17 protein-coding genes are annotated in these 16,087 nt (G+C 41.9%); 11 read left to right on the top strand and 6 right to left on the bottom strand.

Annotation, left to right across the window (positions count from 1 at the left end; all coding sequences use genetic code 25):
• Positions 1 to 1,464: 1,464 nt before the first annotated feature.
• Positions 1,465 to 1,653 carry a hypothetical protein gene (locus WC777_04185; protein MFA6024384.1) on the bottom strand — a complete coding sequence of 63 codons (189 nt, stop codon included), beginning with the start codon at positions 1,651 to 1,653 and terminating at the stop codon, positions 1,465 to 1,467.
• A gap of 390 nt (positions 1,654 to 2,043) precedes the next feature.
• Positions 2,044 to 2,259 (bottom strand): helix-turn-helix transcriptional regulator, encoded by a 216-nt coding sequence (locus WC777_04180; GenBank protein MFA6024383.1) that lies wholly within the window; start codon positions 2,257 to 2,259, stop codon positions 2,044 to 2,046.
• A gap of 74 nt (positions 2,260 to 2,333) precedes the next feature.
• Here WC777_04180 and WC777_04175 point away from each other — a divergent pair, with 74 nt between their 5' ends.
• The 6 genes from WC777_04175 to WC777_04150 all read left to right on the top strand — a co-directional run bounded on the left by WC777_04175 (position 2,334) and on the right by WC777_04150 (position 7,883).
• Entirely contained in the window at positions 2,334 to 2,597 is a 264-nt protein-coding gene (locus tag WC777_04175) for a hypothetical protein (GenBank protein MFA6024382.1), read from the top strand.
• 87 nt (positions 2,598 to 2,684) lie between these two features.
• A complete protein-coding gene (locus tag WC777_04170) occupies positions 2,685 to 4,829 on the top strand; it encodes an SEC-C metal-binding domain-containing protein (GenBank protein MFA6024381.1) in 2,145 nt (714 codons plus the stop codon).
• A gap of 111 nt (positions 4,830 to 4,940) precedes the next feature.
• Complete coding sequence (locus WC777_04165; GenBank protein ID MFA6024380.1) at positions 4,941 to 5,612, top strand: ATP-binding protein; 672 nt, start codon at positions 4,941 to 4,943, stop codon at positions 5,610 to 5,612.
• Entirely contained in the window at positions 5,588 to 6,331 is a 744-nt protein-coding gene (locus WC777_04160; protein ID MFA6024379.1) for a hypothetical protein, read from the top strand. Before WC777_04165 ends, WC777_04160 begins: the two co-directional genes overlap by 25 nt.
• Positions 6,332 to 6,556: 225 nt before the next feature.
• Complete coding sequence (locus WC777_04155; GenBank protein MFA6024378.1) at positions 6,557 to 7,048, top strand: hypothetical protein; 492 nt, start codon at positions 6,557 to 6,559, stop codon at positions 7,046 to 7,048.
• A 94-nt stretch (positions 7,049 to 7,142) separates the two neighbouring features.
• Positions 7,143 to 7,883 carry a hypothetical protein gene (locus WC777_04150; protein MFA6024377.1) on the top strand — a complete coding sequence of 247 codons (741 nt, stop codon included), beginning with the start codon at positions 7,143 to 7,145 and terminating at the stop codon, positions 7,881 to 7,883.
• Positions 7,884 to 8,427: 544 nt separating this feature from the next.
• Here the strand turns inward: WC777_04150 and WC777_04145 are convergent.
• Positions 8,428 to 9,249 (bottom strand): hypothetical protein, encoded by an 822-nt coding sequence (locus WC777_04145; GenBank protein MFA6024376.1) that lies wholly within the window; start codon positions 9,247 to 9,249, stop codon positions 8,428 to 8,430.
• Positions 9,250 to 9,551: 302 nt separating this feature from the next.
• Here WC777_04145 and WC777_04140 point away from each other — a divergent pair, with 302 nt between their 5' ends.
• Together WC777_04140 and WC777_04135 are read left to right on the top strand one after the other, a co-directional pair.
• On the top strand, positions 9,552 to 10,019 hold the full coding sequence (locus WC777_04140) for an SET domain-containing protein-lysine N-methyltransferase (GenBank protein ID MFA6024375.1): 468 nt from the start codon (positions 9,552 to 9,554) through the stop codon (positions 10,017 to 10,019).
• A gap of 21 nt (positions 10,020 to 10,040) precedes the next feature.
• The gene (locus tag WC777_04135) at positions 10,041 to 10,679 is read left to right on the top strand and encodes an HAD family phosphatase (protein ID MFA6024374.1); all 639 of its coding nucleotides are present in this window, start codon (positions 10,041 to 10,043) and stop codon (positions 10,677 to 10,679) included.
• A gap of 34 nt (positions 10,680 to 10,713) precedes the next feature.
• Here WC777_04135 and WC777_04130 read toward each other — a convergent pair whose 3' ends face one another.
• Positions 10,714 to 11,586 (bottom strand): hypothetical protein, encoded by an 873-nt coding sequence (locus tag WC777_04130; GenBank protein ID MFA6024373.1) that lies wholly within the window; start codon positions 11,584 to 11,586, stop codon positions 10,714 to 10,716.
• A gap of 318 nt (positions 11,587 to 11,904) precedes the next feature.
• On the opposite strand from WC777_04130, the gene WC777_04125 reads away from it, so the two are divergent.
• From WC777_04125 to WC777_04115, 3 genes are all read left to right on the top strand, one after another.
• Positions 11,905 to 12,219, top strand: coding sequence for a helix-turn-helix domain-containing protein (locus WC777_04125; protein ID MFA6024372.1), 315 nt, complete (start codon positions 11,905 to 11,907; stop codon positions 12,217 to 12,219).
• Between the two features lie 21 nt (positions 12,220 to 12,240).
• Positions 12,241 to 12,474 carry a hypothetical protein gene (locus WC777_04120; protein ID MFA6024371.1) on the top strand — a complete coding sequence of 78 codons (234 nt, stop codon included), beginning with the start codon at positions 12,241 to 12,243 and terminating at the stop codon, positions 12,472 to 12,474.
• Positions 12,475 to 12,720: 246 nt separating this feature from the next.
• Positions 12,721 to 13,731 (top strand): cyanophycin synthetase, encoded by a 1,011-nt coding sequence (locus WC777_04115; GenBank protein ID MFA6024370.1) that lies wholly within the window; start codon positions 12,721 to 12,723, stop codon positions 13,729 to 13,731.
• Positions 13,732 to 14,043: 312 nt separating this feature from the next.
• Here WC777_04115 and WC777_04110 read toward each other — a convergent pair whose 3' ends face one another.
• Together WC777_04110 and WC777_04105 are read right to left on the bottom strand one after the other, a co-directional pair.
• Entirely contained in the window at positions 14,044 to 14,271 is a 228-nt protein-coding gene (locus WC777_04110) for an AbrB/MazE/SpoVT family DNA-binding domain-containing protein (GenBank protein ID MFA6024369.1), read from the bottom strand.
• A gap of 30 nt (positions 14,272 to 14,301) precedes the next feature.
• Positions 14,302 to 16,083, bottom strand: a complete 1,782-nt coding sequence (locus WC777_04105; GenBank protein MFA6024368.1) for a hypothetical protein — start codon at positions 16,081 to 16,083, stop codon at positions 14,302 to 14,304.
• Positions 16,084 to 16,087: the final 4 nt, after the last annotated feature.

Raw genomic sequence — 16,087 nt, 5'->3', positions numbered from 1 at the left:
TTCGTCAGCCAGCTTATCAAGACTACTTTTCTTTTCATCGACCTCTTTAAGAACATTATCAATAGCAAACTGAATACCAGGTGGAGGACCTTCAGGTCGGTTCTGCTTCCTGTATAGCTTATCCCTCTCATCCTCTAATTTTTCAATCTTGGCTTTGATCTCCTTTCTTGATTTGGCCTGGTTTTTGTTCTTATCAACCCACAAAGTATAGAGGCGCTTCCTCAAGACATCATACAACGCAGGGGAAATATAAAGGGTGCTTAATGCATCCTTGAGCGCATCAAGGACAAGATCAAATTTAATCGAGTCCTTCTTGGTATTGGCGTCCAAGAGGTGGGAAAACCTCTGCATATGCTCTACAGGAGTTGCATTGCTTACAATGGTGGAACACTCGGGACATGGATTTTTAGCAACAGAGAAGTAGCGATGCCCACAATGGGTGCATTTATAGCGGAACTTTTCTTCATAAATCATAGGAGCACGAGCAATCTCCCCTTTGGCGTTTTTGCGAGTATAAATGCCACTCACCGCCAAGGTTTTGATAATTTCGACAATATCCACGGCCTTATTAAGTTTGGCATGCTTATAACCATTTTTCTCCAGAATCATTTGAGCTTTATCAAACTCTTCTTGAGTAACCATCATAGGGTGCTGCCCTTCCCTCCATTCCTCCACACCTGACCGTTTATCACTCCAAAGAACTTTCGCCATATAGTAAGGATTGGAAAGCATATAGCGAATCGTCTGGCTTTTTGGGAAGTCCCTACGGCCATGAGCAATGTAAGTAAGGCCTATATCACGAGCATGATCTCTTAAGGCATCAATGGTATAGTTCCCCATAAAGAAAAGGTCCCAAATTTGACGAGCCTTATCAAAATTATCACCATCCTTTTCTACCCAATGATCACCTTTTCTCTCCCCTTTATTGACATACCCCATAGGTGCACGATGGGTCGTCTTTCCATCCCACTTTTGCTTCTGGAGGCCTGAAATTGTATTGAGCGCTCTTTGATCGTTCTCATACTTGGAGACCGCTAAAAACAGAGATAAAGTGAATTTATCCGTGGGAATGGTCGTAAAGACCTTATCTAGAGTACGAATCTCTTTGAGATGGCCATCTTCCAAAAGCTGAACTAAAGCTCCGTTATCAATGGCATTTCTGGAAAGACGCGTGAGATCAGTGCACAAAAGGACATCATATTTATTCCTTCGAAGTTCTTCTAACATTTGATTGAACTGTTTCCTACCTGGTTTTTTTGCCGAGGCATCTTCTCGATAAAAATTCTTTGCAGGATCGGACTCCAGTTTATACAAATCTGACTCTAATTTAGTTTCTTTTTCAAAATACCTACTTAAATCTCCTTCCTGTCTTTCAATGGAATGGATCTGTTTTTCATCGTGGTCTTCCGATGATCTTCGGATGTAAACGGCAGTACGGAGAGGCATAAGGTTTATGACTATATTTTAGCTGAAAAATCAGCAGAAAACACCTAGAAAAGCATCTAGGTTACCTCCAATTTCAGCCAATTCTTTTTCAGAAAACTCCACACCATAGTCTTTGCGAAAGACTTTAGATAGATCAGCCAAATAATCCTTCTTATCTCGATAAGGCTCAAAGCCTCTTTTTTGTATTTTACTTATATTCCGCGACATAAAATCACTAACATAAACTTATAAGGTTTAGTTAGTGGGTTCAGTCGCTAGCTGTACTGCGTAAGTTGGGCAGACCTATGTACTTCGGGATTTCTTTCAGGAACCAGGGGATGCTGGCCCTTACTCGTCTTCTTTAGCAGTACATAGATATGCAACATTCAGCTCATACCGAGGTATAAGCCTATCAAGCGAATCGCTTTGCGTACAACCGCGCTGGTCCGTGACCAGTTCATACGGTGGTCCAGTCCATATCCCATGGAGGTTCCCACCTAAAGAACATTAACCCTATATAAAAATATCCGACACATGTCAAATAAATGTTGTTTTCGTGTCCGTTACTTTAACGATACGAAACTATAAAAAAGGCGCCCAGCAAGAGGTATTAGCCCTTTAGAATTTAAGTAGTCTCCAAAGTGGCACATCAAATCCATTTGCTAATTTTTGTAGTGCCACGAGCCCAAGATTTGGTGGGTTTCTACCTTCAATCTTTTGAATATATTTCAAACTGATCTTTGAACGACTAGCCAACTCTTCTTGAGTAAACTCCCTTTCAAGACGCAGTTCTCTTATATGCTTCCCGAATTGAATTACGATGTCTTTTGCCACAAGATCATCTTCCTTGGAACACCTTCTATTGAGAACCAACGATCGTTGGTGTTTACTAAGGGCAATTCACCGTTATGGAGAAACAAACTAAATTTGAGGGATGGTGCTACGAAATGCTTATCAAACTGATAGGAGTAGTTGGGCTATTTTGCTTGTTATTTTGGTGGCTACCTCTTGCTGGGAGCATTGGATCATTTATACGTTTGGAGGTCAAAGAAGGATTATTGTCCGCTTTGGTATGTTTTCTAGCTATCGTATGGTGGAAAGGTACAGAACAGCTTTATAAAAAGCTGGGTATAGAGACAAAAGAGCAAGTAGGCATAGGAATTCATAAGTAAAATACGCCTTCCAGCATCAACATTCATCTCCTCTACTTTTAGTGTAATGCGTGGTTTACTAGGGCAAGTTATCAACGATAAATGGGCGTGGACAAGAAAACAGAGTTGATCGGTAAACTTGAGGCTATCACTAAAGAGCCAGGGTTTATTCATACCCTAGCGATTTTGTTAAAGAACGACCTTTTCTTTGATCCCAATGAAGCGGCAGACATCGACTGGAGGGAACGGCTAAGTTTTCAGGAGCTTAACTTCCTCCTTGGATTATTTATCAAACATCCTATAAAAGTAAATCTTATAACCAAAGAAGAAACAGCTAAACAGGCACAAAGAATATATGAGGCCTTCCGTGATCTTCACACTGAACTCAATAGCTATATCCCAGAGATTCTAAAAGAGGATATTGAAAAAACTAGGCAGATGACCGATAAAGAGAAAAAGGATCTGATGAAAGAAAAATTTGGATCTGGAGAGATAATGACTGAAGCAATTTTCTATGGAAATTCAGGTGCATACGATTTTGAGTATTGGGAATTCGCACCGAAAAAGTATAAATACGATGAACTATGGCTTAAAAAAAATCGCGGCATTGAAATGAAAAAGATGGCTCTCATATCTCAAAAATTGAAAAAACTTTCAGAACAAAAAAAGTTAGGGCTTAAAAAACCAGCTTCCTTTGAGGAGTATTGTCATTTCATTCTAAATATTTTCACTTTCAATCGAACTGACTTGTTAAAAGACTTTGACGAGAAAACGGTGACCGCCTTTCTAGAAAATTTTTCTATTAAACCAGGGATTGAAAACAAAGGATTTTTAAGTATCGGACAGTACAATGTGATGGAGTCACATCCCATAATTAGGCTAGATGATGACAAGTTTTTCTTGCCAATAAGTTTTAGTTTAGCTCAATCAATATACGAAAGCCCCTTTTACTGGATGGCAGAAGACAAGGTTTACAAGGACAAGTCCTTTGAACACAGGGGTTCAACCAATGAGGAAATAGCTATAGAACGGTTAGAAAAGATTTTTGGAGTAGAAAATATTTATAGAAATGTAAAAGTCAAAAAGAGTAAGAAAGAAACAATTTCAGATATTGATATCCTGGTTCTTACAGGGAACAAATCAATAATCATACAATCTAAAGCAAAGAGACTGACGGAGCTTTCAAAAAAGGGCGATAAAGAAACATTAAAAAAAGATTTTCAAAAGGCCATTCAAGATGCATATGATCAAGGTGTAGTTTGCAGAGAAACACTACTCTCAGGGACAAATAAACTTATAGATGAAGATGGTAATGAATTAAGTCTAAAAGAACCGATCGAAGATGCTTATATTATTTGCTTAACATCGGATACCTATCCCGCCATCACTCATCAAGTAGACGTATATTTACAGAAGAGTGATGAACTGCCTTATCCAGTTGCCATAAGTATTTTTGATCTAGATATATTATGCTTCTACCTGCAAGATCCATTTGAGTTTCTCTACTATCTTAGACAAAGGATAGATCTTTCAGAATACTTCAGAGGTACTTCTGAAATTGCTCTATTGGGATGGCATCTTAAAAGAAAACTATTCAGAGACCCCGATGCAGATATGATATTTGCAGATGAAAGTTTGGCTCAACTCATAGATGCCAACTTCCCTGCCTTAAAAGGACACCAACCCATAACCGAAGCAACAGAACGATTACACCATTCTTGGTATAACAAGGATTTTGAGAAACTTATAGCAGAGGTTAAAAACTCACAAATTGCTGGCTTTACCGATGCCCTCTTTTACTTATACGACCTTGCAGGAGATGGCGCGGATCGACTAATTGAAGCTATAAATTCCGTGAAGATAAAAACAAGGATCGATCCTCAGATACATGATGTGACAATGATCTTTGAAGAGGGGAAGAGCGGCGTGAGTTTCATTTGTATGCCAGATAGCATAGGCACTTTAGATAAACATATTTTAACTCATGCAATGGCGAGAAAGTACAAAACAAAAGCTGATCTATGGCTTGGGATTGGAAGCTACGAAGGAAGTAAACGGATGGTGGATAGTCTCGTTTTTAGCAAAGAAAAATGGATGCATGACGAAAATTTGGAAAAAGTAGAAAAAATTGCACTTAAAACAGGTAAGCCTATGACAGTACAAGACAAGAAATTAAAAAAAATCGGGAGAAATGATGCTTGTTTTTGTAATAGTGGAAAAAAATACAAAAAATGCTGCTTAAATAAAGTCTAAGTCTTGCAGGCACCTTGGAAACTACAGCAATTCTAGATTACTTAAGCGTCACAACATGTATTTGTCAGCCTGGAACAGTTTGGCTACAATGCCAAGGTTACTTATTCTAAAATGCCCCTGTCCGAATTCAATGACGACCTAAAGCAGTTTATTTACCTTGGTCAAGAACGAGTTAATGTAGAATTCAAGGCAAATCTAACCTGGGGCAATGGACAAACGAACAACTTCATTGCGAAAGCGATGATGGCTATGTCAAACAGTAGAGATGGAGGAGTCATAATAATTGGCGTTGAGGATGGAACTTTCAATCCAGTCGGTTTATCACAGACAGAGGTAAATTCTTATGAATATGACACAATCGGCAGATACATGAACAATCATGCACAGCCTTCAATAGATTTCACTCTCGAAAAAGGACAAGTTACTGAAGCAGATGGCACGGAGAAACTCTTCGTTGTAATTCAGGTTCAAGAAGCAAACGCATTACCAATAGTGTGCACAAAAACCGTATCAATAAATCCAGCAGGTGGTGCACATCTAGGGAACTTAGCCTTGCGGGAGGGTGCTGTTTACATACGTTCTAAATCTCCAGTAGAATCAAGGGAAATATCGGGGCATAGAGAATGGAGGGATTTTGTTGACCTCCTACTCGATAGACATCAAAATCAGCTTGTGTCGAAGATCCCCTGGAAACTACTTGATGCTGCCACTCAAACAGTGGCGGATGCGGATCATTTTAATCAACAACTTGAAGACCTATGATCGATACAAATGAGTTGCTAAATACAATTAAAAGCAAAGGCTACTGGAAGGTGCTAGTTCGCCCAAATAAGTTTGAATCTAACCTGATAAGCTCACTTGATGTAGCTAAAAAAGTAATTGATGAAAACAAGGTAGACTTACGTGGATGGGATTACCCTCATGTGGATCGAGACACATCCGCGGCAAGCGAAGATAGCATACATTCAAAATGTAGCTCGGAACGCGGATCCGAATATGAATACTGGCGGTATTTTCTAAGTGGGCAGTTTGTGCACTACTTTGGAACCAGAGAGGATTGGCTGATTGAGGAAGAAGATGCTGAAGCGATTAGACAACGCTTTCATTTCGGAGTCGAAGAAGGCACAGAGCCTTATAGGTTTTTGGACGTTCTTTCAACGCTGTACAGGCTTAATGAAATATTTCTGTTCACTTCCAGACTTGCCCAAGCTGGCTACTTAGGCGACTCCCTCCACTTAGAAATTGAGCTGATTGGAGTCAAAGACAGAACCCTCTTTTTCTGGAGTAGGGATCGACATCTTAGGTCAATTTATACATGCGATTTTCCCAGTGATAAAATTACATTCATTCACGACATCACCAAAGCAGACATCATAAGCGACCATGCACGCTTCGCTTTAGAAGACGCTTTGAAACTTTTTAGTTCCTTCAACTGGAGAACAGCCAGCAAGGAAGTTTTTCAAGAAGATCAAAAGAAGTTCCTCGAAAGACGACTCTCCTAAGTATGTTCCTTCCCAACATGGGAAGACTTATAAGACATCGGCTAACTCTTTCCGCATCAGGTGAGTTTCCTCCTTCCAGGTGCTATGCCTAAGAGCACGAATAAGGGGCTCCTCTACTATTCCAGGGTAAACCATCAGTGTTCGAAGTAGCGCCTCAAGTCGGGAGCCATTTAGTTTTGCAGTTCAAACCAAATCCTCTAAAATAACCCTGTTTAAAACGCCTTAATGAAAACAGCTCTTCTTTCCGTCTTCCTTATTACCTTACTACTCATAAGTGGCTGTGGGTCCTTTGAGGACAATTATCAAGCTGACGCAGACCTGACGAGAATCGCAGATTTCAACTATTATGTAGAAGCATTAAAAAAATATCATGAAGAAACAGGAAGTTACCCTCTAATGAAAGAATATGCCACAACACCTGTTTATTCGATCATAATCGAGGGGGAAACTCCCGAGTGGGTACTTCAGAGTGGTGCCGATGTGCTTTACATTGAAGACGATGAGCTCCTCAAAGAGCTCCAAAAGACTCTTGGCGACGATTTTGAACTTCACTACGATCCACAAAACTACGCAGAGACCTCTAGACCAGTTTTCTACATTTACTCTCTCAGTAGTATAGGTGCCGGAATAACGGTTCATCTTTACGAAGAAATTCCAGGCAGTGTCAAAGTAGACGAACACTACTACAAATTAGAGGAGTTTTTGCCCTTCAATTAACCTGTAGCAAAGTTCTAATTACTCCCAATTTGGGGAGCTGAATGATCGAACTTTTGCTACACTGAACCCAAGTAAACACTTAATGATCCTACAAATGAAAAAAATATCTCTTCTTCTTTTAACCACACTACTATTTAGTGCATGTGAACCAATCCCAGCAGGCTCTGTTGAAAATGATCAAGAGTCAACAGAAGAAGTGAGCCAAATCGAAGAAATAAACAAAGTTAAATCAGAATTTGATGGCAGATACAGCTTAGAACACATTGAATCAATAATATACGATGACCAGTATTGGAACGGACCACTTTATGATGACACACAAAGAAAACGATTGACGAATGAGCAACTGGCAGAGTTACCAATCAGCACAAATTATTTCTTTTCACCCGATCTTCAATCGATTGTATTCAGCGAAAATTACAGCAATATTTGGCAGCATTACAAAGTCGAAACAAAAGAAACAACTGATTTGATTTCATTCTATGAAGATAGTTTTGTGACTCCATTTGGATACAGTCCAGATGGAAAATATATTGGTTTCGCAACATTTAACTATAGTGAAGATTATCCACTTGAAACCAAGCTATTCATATTGAAGCTAGAAAATGGTGAGGTCACTCACAAAATCAAAGAAGATTTAGCGATCGGCTACGACCCCACCTGTGACCAATGCCCACACATGATCATCGATTGGAAAGATGAAATAAATGTTGAGTACCCAAGCAAAGAAATCACTCAATATCTCTGGAACGGCCTAGGCCTAACCCACTTAAGTCTAGATAGTATCAGGCTACTTTTCCCCGAGGAAATTCAGACATACCAATTAGCAAACTAGTTCGAATTGCCTCCAGCTTGGGGAGCCATCATCATTTTCAGGTTACAAGCACGGTTAACGAGTACAAATAGTTGACGCACCAAAAGTAAAGAACTAGCATAATCCACACAAATAATAGTCAAACCATGACTCGCAGAGCAGAAACATATTTCAACAAAAACCTCCTAGAGCTCCTTCTAGTCAACCCGCGGAGACTTTTTGTGGAATAAATCATTCTAAAACATCAAAAAGGTAAACCGCGGTAAATACCAGCGGTTTTTTTTTACAAAACATTTAACCCCCAAAATCATGTTAGGAGGAACAAGAATTTCACAATTGATACAGCCTGAAATAGAACCAATTGAAGCCCCTCTCCAAAGAATTGCCAGATCCCGCTCTGGATGTAGTCGAGTAAAGTGGAGTCGGGTAAGAAGTGAAGTTAAAGAGGTAGCTGACACATATGGTTTCGTCGTCACCAGTGACCGATTTCATCCAGAAAGACACCCTGATCAAGCAATAGCCCATATTGATGGAGTAGATTGGGGAAGTGAAGGGCCTTATAAAGTTAGATTTTACATAGACGAAACTCGTAGACAGGTCGAAACTGTGTTTGAAGAAACTCCTTAAATACATAGGGAGATACAAGCAGCTCTAATTGCCTCCAACTTGGGGAGCCATTTAATTTTGCAGATCAAATATCCTCAAGGGGCCATCGAACACTATCGTAGCCAAATTGATCACCCATCGAGTATTGAAAATGGTACTGTTTAATCGCCTCCATGTCTTTGGTCTTGAAAACAGGTTGATATTCACTCAACCATTTCGCACATAGTTTTCTTGTCTTATATGCAACGATAGACTGAACCACCCGGAGGAGCCGTTCTCTTTCTATTTTCGAAAGTCCAACAAGTTCTTCTGCAGAGAGGAGAATCTTTTGTTTACCTTCCCTATTCACATAGAAATCAAATAATTCTTCATCCATTAAATCAAAAGCCTCATCAACAATGAGCCAGCCATCAGACTTGAGTGATACATACGCCTTAAGAAAGGCTTGAGCTTTCTTTGCAGTAATGCGAGTTCCCTCTTCCATTAAATTCCCCGAAACAAGTAAAAACTTAGACCCATCAAAGCCAGGTAAATCTTCATCCTGATTTAATACTTGGACAAAAGACTTCGCCTCTTCCGACTGCAGATGCTTTTGAATACTCAAAGTCAAATCTCCATAAGGATCGTAAAGCAAACCAGATTGCTTATTTTTAATGAGTTCTAAAACAAACTGCATCAAAAAAGTGGACTTGCCCTGACCAGACCGACCGAGAAGCAATAAAGGAGCCTTAAGCTCTTCCGAAGAAAGAGTGAGCCCCTTACCGAGGTGAAACTCAAACATATAGTTATAGGTAAGGAAACGAATTGTACAGCCACATTAACATAAAGCCATTGTCTTGGCAAGAAGCCACAAGAGCAGTTCTAATGGCTTCCAACTTGGGGAGCCAATTATTGAGTGATGCGCTATACTTTCGCCATGATCCAAATCCGCCAAGGAAAAATCGAAGACTTCAAAAAGCTCACCGTACCGTGGGCTTGGAATCCTGAAAGCGAGTGGCAACAGGAAGCTCAAAAGGATTGCATCAAAGGGATTGAAGAAAGTACTGAAGGGAAGCCGGTCTTTCTACTATTCATGAAATATTTATGATTGAAACCAAAAGCTCAAATATCCATGGCAAAGGAGTATTTGCTACTGAAAAAATCCCGGAGGGAAAGATGATTCTCGAAATCGATGATTCTCACATTATTGGAGACCCCACAGCAGTTCCTGAAGCTGAGCATAATTATATCGATTCTTTCGACGGGAACGACATCCTATGGATGGAACCAGAACGATACATCAATCATTCTTGTGAACCGAATGTTTACTTAAAAACTATTGATGGAAAACGAAAGGTCCTCGCAATGAAAGATATCCAGGCGGGTGATGAACTGTTCTTTGATTATCGTATCGGAGGATATGGAGAATTCACTTGGGAATGCCACTGCGGAGCTTCAAGCTGCAGCAAACTTTGTCATATCGATTTCTTCAAACTTCCGTCAGAAAAACAAAGGGAATACCTTCCCTACTTGGACGAGTGGTTCTTAAAAAAGTTTAAAGATCGCTTTTAGTGATTTTGCTATACTCACACCATGAAATTCAAAACAATCTTCTGGGACAATGATGGAACCCTTGTGAACACTGAAGTTCCATTTTTTCTAGCAACACAGAAAGTACTCGCGAGTGTTGGTATAGAATTAACCGAAGAGTGGAATGCAAATGAATGCTTGAAGAAAGGCAGAAGCAGCTTTGAACTTGCAGAGGCTGCGGGCATAGACGAAGAGACTATTCAAAAGTTAAGAGAAAGAAGGGATGAACTTTACTTTAAGGAATTGAAGAAAAATGTCGAAGTTATGGAAGGGGTCATTCCTACCCTAGAGGAATTGTACGGGAGAGTGCCAATGGGAATCGTTACAACGAGCCCACGGATGCATTTCAACCAAATCATGAAAGCAACAGGCTTAGGGAAATATTTTGACTTCACTATTTGCGGTGATGAAGTGGAGCAAATCAAACCCCATCCAGAACCCTATCTTAAAGCATGGAGAATAAGTGGCTTTAAAAAAAGCGAATGCCTAGTGATTGAAGATACTGGACGAGGGCTAACTGCTGCAAAGAGAGCCGGCCTCCCCTGCTTTATTTGTCCAACAGCATACTCCAAAGGAACCGATTTCTCTCAAGCAGATAAAGTGATCGACAATGTCAGTGAGATCTTAGAATTCTTCAACTAAGACAAGTCTTTGAGTTCATGAAGAAAGCAAAGTACTAGACATGGACATAGACCACCGTATCTCCCCCCCCAGAGGCCTCTGAGTCAGAGGACAATGGATGTACATAAGCCGATTGGCCATTACTGTCGAACAAGGATCGAATCAACGGTGAGCGCAAGCGAACACCGGAATCATTCTCAACCACAAACCCCATCCGAACCATTAGAGGCAAATGCTCAGCAATTTCTTCCGGAGTTGCCTCACCAAAATGAACTCGTCGCAAAAAAGCCCCCGCCTTATGCTGGGTATCATAATTAGCAACGCTTTTAGGAATAAAATTACTATCTATACGCAAGCTAGAAACCAAACCCTGACTGAGGCCATGTTCTTGCTCATCATAGTCCAAGGAAAAACGAGTACTACTGAGTCTATGACCCAATCTAAAAATAGATTCTGTACTGCCTGCGATTAACTCCACAAAAGAGGGCACCATTTCAAATGGCACCTTCATCCCTTCTCTAAGGATTTCACCTACAAGATCATCCGCCAGAAAAGGCCGTTCAATAAGATAAGGGTCAATTCCAAGTGCACCCCTATAGTCAAGCATCAAAAAGACAGGATGTGCCTCACAGACCAAGGTTTTTCCCTTAAAAATATCCAAATCAAAAAAATATGGATTTTTCCTTAAATAACCCGCAAATTCCCCAACCTTAACAACATGTGGACCAACCATTTTTGAGCTTAAAACCGATTTGCCGGCACCATACGGACCAACAATCACAATAATCTTCTGTCTAAGGTCAGAAATTAAAGTTTGTAGATGAGCCTCTCTCTCTTGTTCAGCGGGATCTAAGCGAAGAATATCCACTACTCGAGGGAAGGAGGCCTTCCAATCAAAGGTTCTCACCAATCCATCTAAACTCCCCATGGCTCAAAGGCATAAGATTATAGGAAGATACAGAACCACATTTTCAACAATAAGGCAATATCGTATCCTTCTTATCCTTGGGCATGAGTGCAACTTTTTCTGTAGTCAGCTCCACACGCTACAAGCACGCCATCATTGACATTAGTCAAGTTACCCGGTACGATGAGCTAGCTTTCAAAATAATTATGGATTTCATCAGTCAACAAAACGTTTCCACCCTCCTACTTCTCGCGCTTCTACCAAGCTCGCGGGAATAATTTAAAGTAAAATTTAAAAACATTAAGTCCCGCAAGCTCCGCGGGATTTTTCAAATATTTTATGAATACTATAAGCATCCAAAATCAAAGCTGCCCCAACGCAATGTGCCCCCAAGCATGTGTGGTGGTTCACAGCCAAAAAAAGAAGCGTTTCAAGTGCACCATGTGCAATAAAACATGGGTAGCTCACAAAAATGGAATCTACTTTGGGCTAAGGTCGGAGCCACAAGTCATCCAGCGGGGCGTCCAACTGATGGAACACGGCATCAGCATCCGCAAAGCGGCTCAGTACCTAAACATCAGCCCCAGCACCATCCAACGGTGGAAAGAAAGGCTGGCGCACAGGGAAAATCTTACTCAATCAGAAATTTATTAACTATCTTTAACCCAAAATATTATGACACACGAACCTAAACAATCAGAAGGAGCTGAGATCGAAGGAACCACACCTAAAGACCCAACGATAGAGGGTCCTACTCGTCCGGAAGAGTTTTTTACAATGAGCGGAATCACCATAAGGGGAGATATTAAAACGGCTATTCCTTCCGTATTTGTGAATCCAGAAGGCGAAGAGGAAGATGCAGCTAAAATGAGAGAGCTTGCCTCTCGCGGCAGCACGCCTCATATCTAGTAAATATAAGAATTGCTGTAACCTTTGTGACAGTCCACGGGGGGGGGAACCGAGTAATAATTACAACAAAAGAATGGCGTGCTGTAGGGTACTACAGCACGCCAGCAGCCATCATTTCTTTCTTTCAGCCAATACTTTGACTCGCTCCAGAGCTTTGGGATAGTTGACCTTAAAATAGTCTTCCATTTCACCGTGCAAAAACCCTACGATATGTATAGAGTTTACTGGTCTTACCTGACTCGTTGAATGAAAAAAGAAACGCCCTACCTAACCGCGCTCATACAAAAGTTGGCTCCTAAAGTGGGCGCGAAAGTCATTGTTGAACCGAAATGGAAGATTGTGGCACAAATCCGTTACAGCAATGGAGTGAATCGCTATCTTCGTTTCTATACGCTGGACCTCAATCCTGTCGGCGCGTCGGATATTGCAAAGGACAAAGGCTTTGCGAAATTTTTTATGCAAAAAATGGGCTACCCGGTAGCCAACGGTAAAGAATTTTTTAAACCTTGGTGGGCAAAAGTAATTGGAAGCAAAGACACGGCCAAAACGGCCCTGAGCTATGCGAAAAAAATCGGATATCCCCTCATCGTAAAACCAAATTCTTCCAGTCAGGGGCACGGAGTCACCTTGGTGCATAATTCAAAAGAATTGCTCCGCGCACTGAACGACGCATTTGAAGATGATCGGGTCGCTATTGTGGAAGAGTATAAGCCCGGAAGGGATTACCGAGTGGTGACGCTTGATGGCAAGATCATTTCTGCATACGAAAGGGTTGCGCTTTCAGTAACGGGAGACGGACAAAAAAATATTAGTGAACTGCTGGTAGCTAAACAGAAACTTTTTAAAAAGAAAAAACGAGACACGCGCATCAACCTTCGCGATCCACGCATCTTAAAAATGTTGAAATCGAAGGACAAAAACTTGAGAACCGTGCTCGCCAAGGGTGAAAGCATAACTCTACTCCCAAACTCCAACCTCTCCACCGGCGGCGAATCAAAAGATGTAACAGCCACCATCCATCCAAAATTCAAAAAAATCGCGATCCGTCTGACAAAAGACATGGGTCTCCGGATAGCCGGCGTGGACATCATGGTGACTGAAGGAGAAATTACCGAAGCTCCAAAAAAAGACGGCTATTATATTATTGAGATCAATGCCGCCCCCGGACTCGACCACTATGTGACCACCGGGAAAGCACAGGAAAAAATCGTGGAAGCCATGTACCTCAAAGTGCTGAAGGCTATGAGGAAAAGATAGCCATGCAGTGCTAATTGCCTCCAGCTTGGAGAGCTACTTCACTGCTTCAAATTTCTATAAACATCTTTCCTGTGCCTCACCCGAAGTACAACTAAGACGACCAACTGGAAGCTTTGAGGGTCTAATCGAAAGACAACTCTGTAATCCCCTACCCTAAATCGATAGGTATCGATTTCAAAACCCTTGAGTTTGCTAGCCATCTTTAAGGGATCGCTCATTCGAGAAAATTCATCCACTTTTTTCAAGATGCGCTGAATCAACGAATAGTCCAACCCATCCAAATCTTTCTGTGAACGCTTGGTGTAAACAACCTTATAATCCATACTTTTTCATTAACTCCTCGCTAGCGACATAATTTCCTTTTTTATAGTCAGCCCAAGCAGATTCTACAGAGTCTCCAAAATCTTCTTGCATCAAGGGCTTTATAAGCAAAGCAGCCCCTTGAACTTCGGAAACAAAGTACTGAGTCTTGTATTGATCTCTCCACGCCTTGGGAAGCGTCACTTGCCCACGGCTCGTTGCTTGAAGGATTTTAGACATTTTGTATGAAAGTAAGTAAATCTGAATTCATTATATCACGACACTCACAAGAAGGCTAGGCCTAACTATTTTTGCCTTCGTGCTACAAATGTCCATGAGCAAACAAAAATGAAAACCGCTAGATACGAAAGTAAGGTCCCAAGCCAAATGCCAAAACTGGAAAAGGTGAGTGAGGCGACCCACGCATAAATAAAAAATCATGCTCAGATTATACTTGAATGCAACCCCTCAATACACCATTTGTGAATAACACGAGCCACAGTAAACTTTTTCCAGTCTGCCGGGAGCGTAACTGCTCATCATGGAAGCATGGCAGAGATCACAGTTGCGTGGCCAAAGGGCCCGAGGGTTTTTCCAAGAGAGCAAGTGCCGATCCATGCACTCGAGGCATTTGCTAGAGCTCTCCACTCCAATCTTCCCCGCCAAGTTTTTCTCTTGCGGGACCGTGCGGTAGGCCTTGTTGCATGCTTCACAACGGAGTGCAGCGCTGGGGCCATCTCCGCGCTCGACTTCCTCTTTCCAGCGGTAGCCTTGAGCCAGGGCAGTCTCTTTGGTGAGCGGGAAATAAACCTGAGCCAAAGTCTGGTTGTACGCATAGGTGCTATTCGCAATGGGGAAAAATTCTCCCCACTCCCCCGTGGATTTCATGTGTTCCACGATCCGTGCCTTCAGCTCCGCATAGCGCTCAGGCGAATAGGCTTTGTTGAGAATGCAATTGCGTTTGCGGGAATGAAAACTGATGCATCCAAAACTATCGGAAAGATAAAAGGTGCTGAGGCAGTAGGAATTGTTGGGCCCAGCACAGCTGCACACGCCAAACTTGGATTGGTAATTGCTCTCCCCTCCCGTCACCATTTCGTAGCACAATTGGATCTCTTTGTCGTGGCAGGTGAGATCCATGGAATCTTTCACCGTGACGCATTCCGTTAAGTATTTTGAATCTTGGATGTCGAAAGAATCAAAACAGACCTCCGCGTTGCTGGCACTGCTGAGGTAGTCCCCCGTAGAATTCTCGCAATTCAATAAGTTCAGATTCCGCTTGGGCACGCTTTGATTGAACGCCATGAATTCCTCCATCACGGCCTTGGGATCTTTTTGTGCGTATTCTTTTCGAAGTCGCTCATATTCTTCTTTGCCAACCGCTTGATTTTTAAAGTGATACTCTTTCTCATTAAGATCGCTGCACATGAAGCAGTTTTTACAATTGCTGCAGTTGGCCAAATACGCAGAAGCCGAGCAGTTTCGGCAGTTGAGCAAATGATGCGCGCTGTAGCAGTTTTTACAATTTGTGCTGTAGGCCACCAACTCACAGTGATCCAAAAAGTGGCTGTGCATGCAGTCACGGCAGTACTGACTTTTGCGACAGTAATACGAATCTTCCATAAAATAACTACCCGCACACATGTAGGCATTTTTAGAATAGGCAATAAGCGAGTTGAACTCCGAATTTTCGTTGTTGAGTTGAAGGGTACACGCCTGTGGCACCACCGTGAGCAGCTCGGCAAACTGTTCAAAGAATGGCCGATTGAAATCGTAATCCCGGCCATACGCTTCCGGATCCCAGCGGTCGCTCCACCAGCAGTCCGTACAGTAAACCGGGAAAGGTGCATCCATATCATAGAGCGAGAAAACGCCCTTTTGGCAGAGGTCACAAGTGCGCTGGTACAAATGCGACTCGTTGCGGTACGCAAGTCGGCGTTGCAGGCGGCAAGCCGGGCAGTGCGTCGGTTCAGAAACCTCTACTTTTTGATAAAACGCACGGTCGCTGTCCGTGATTTCAAAGGGTTGAGAGCAGTGGTGACAGGTATTCATAGAA

This window comes from Candidatus Gracilibacteria bacterium (genome assembly GCA_041661045.1).
GTDB lineage: Bacteria > Patescibacteriota > Gracilibacteria > UBA1369 > 2-02-FULL-48-14 > 2-02-FULL-48-14.
The sequence above is the reverse complement of the archived record's forward strand: the minus strand, read 5'-3'. Positions and strand labels throughout refer to the sequence as shown.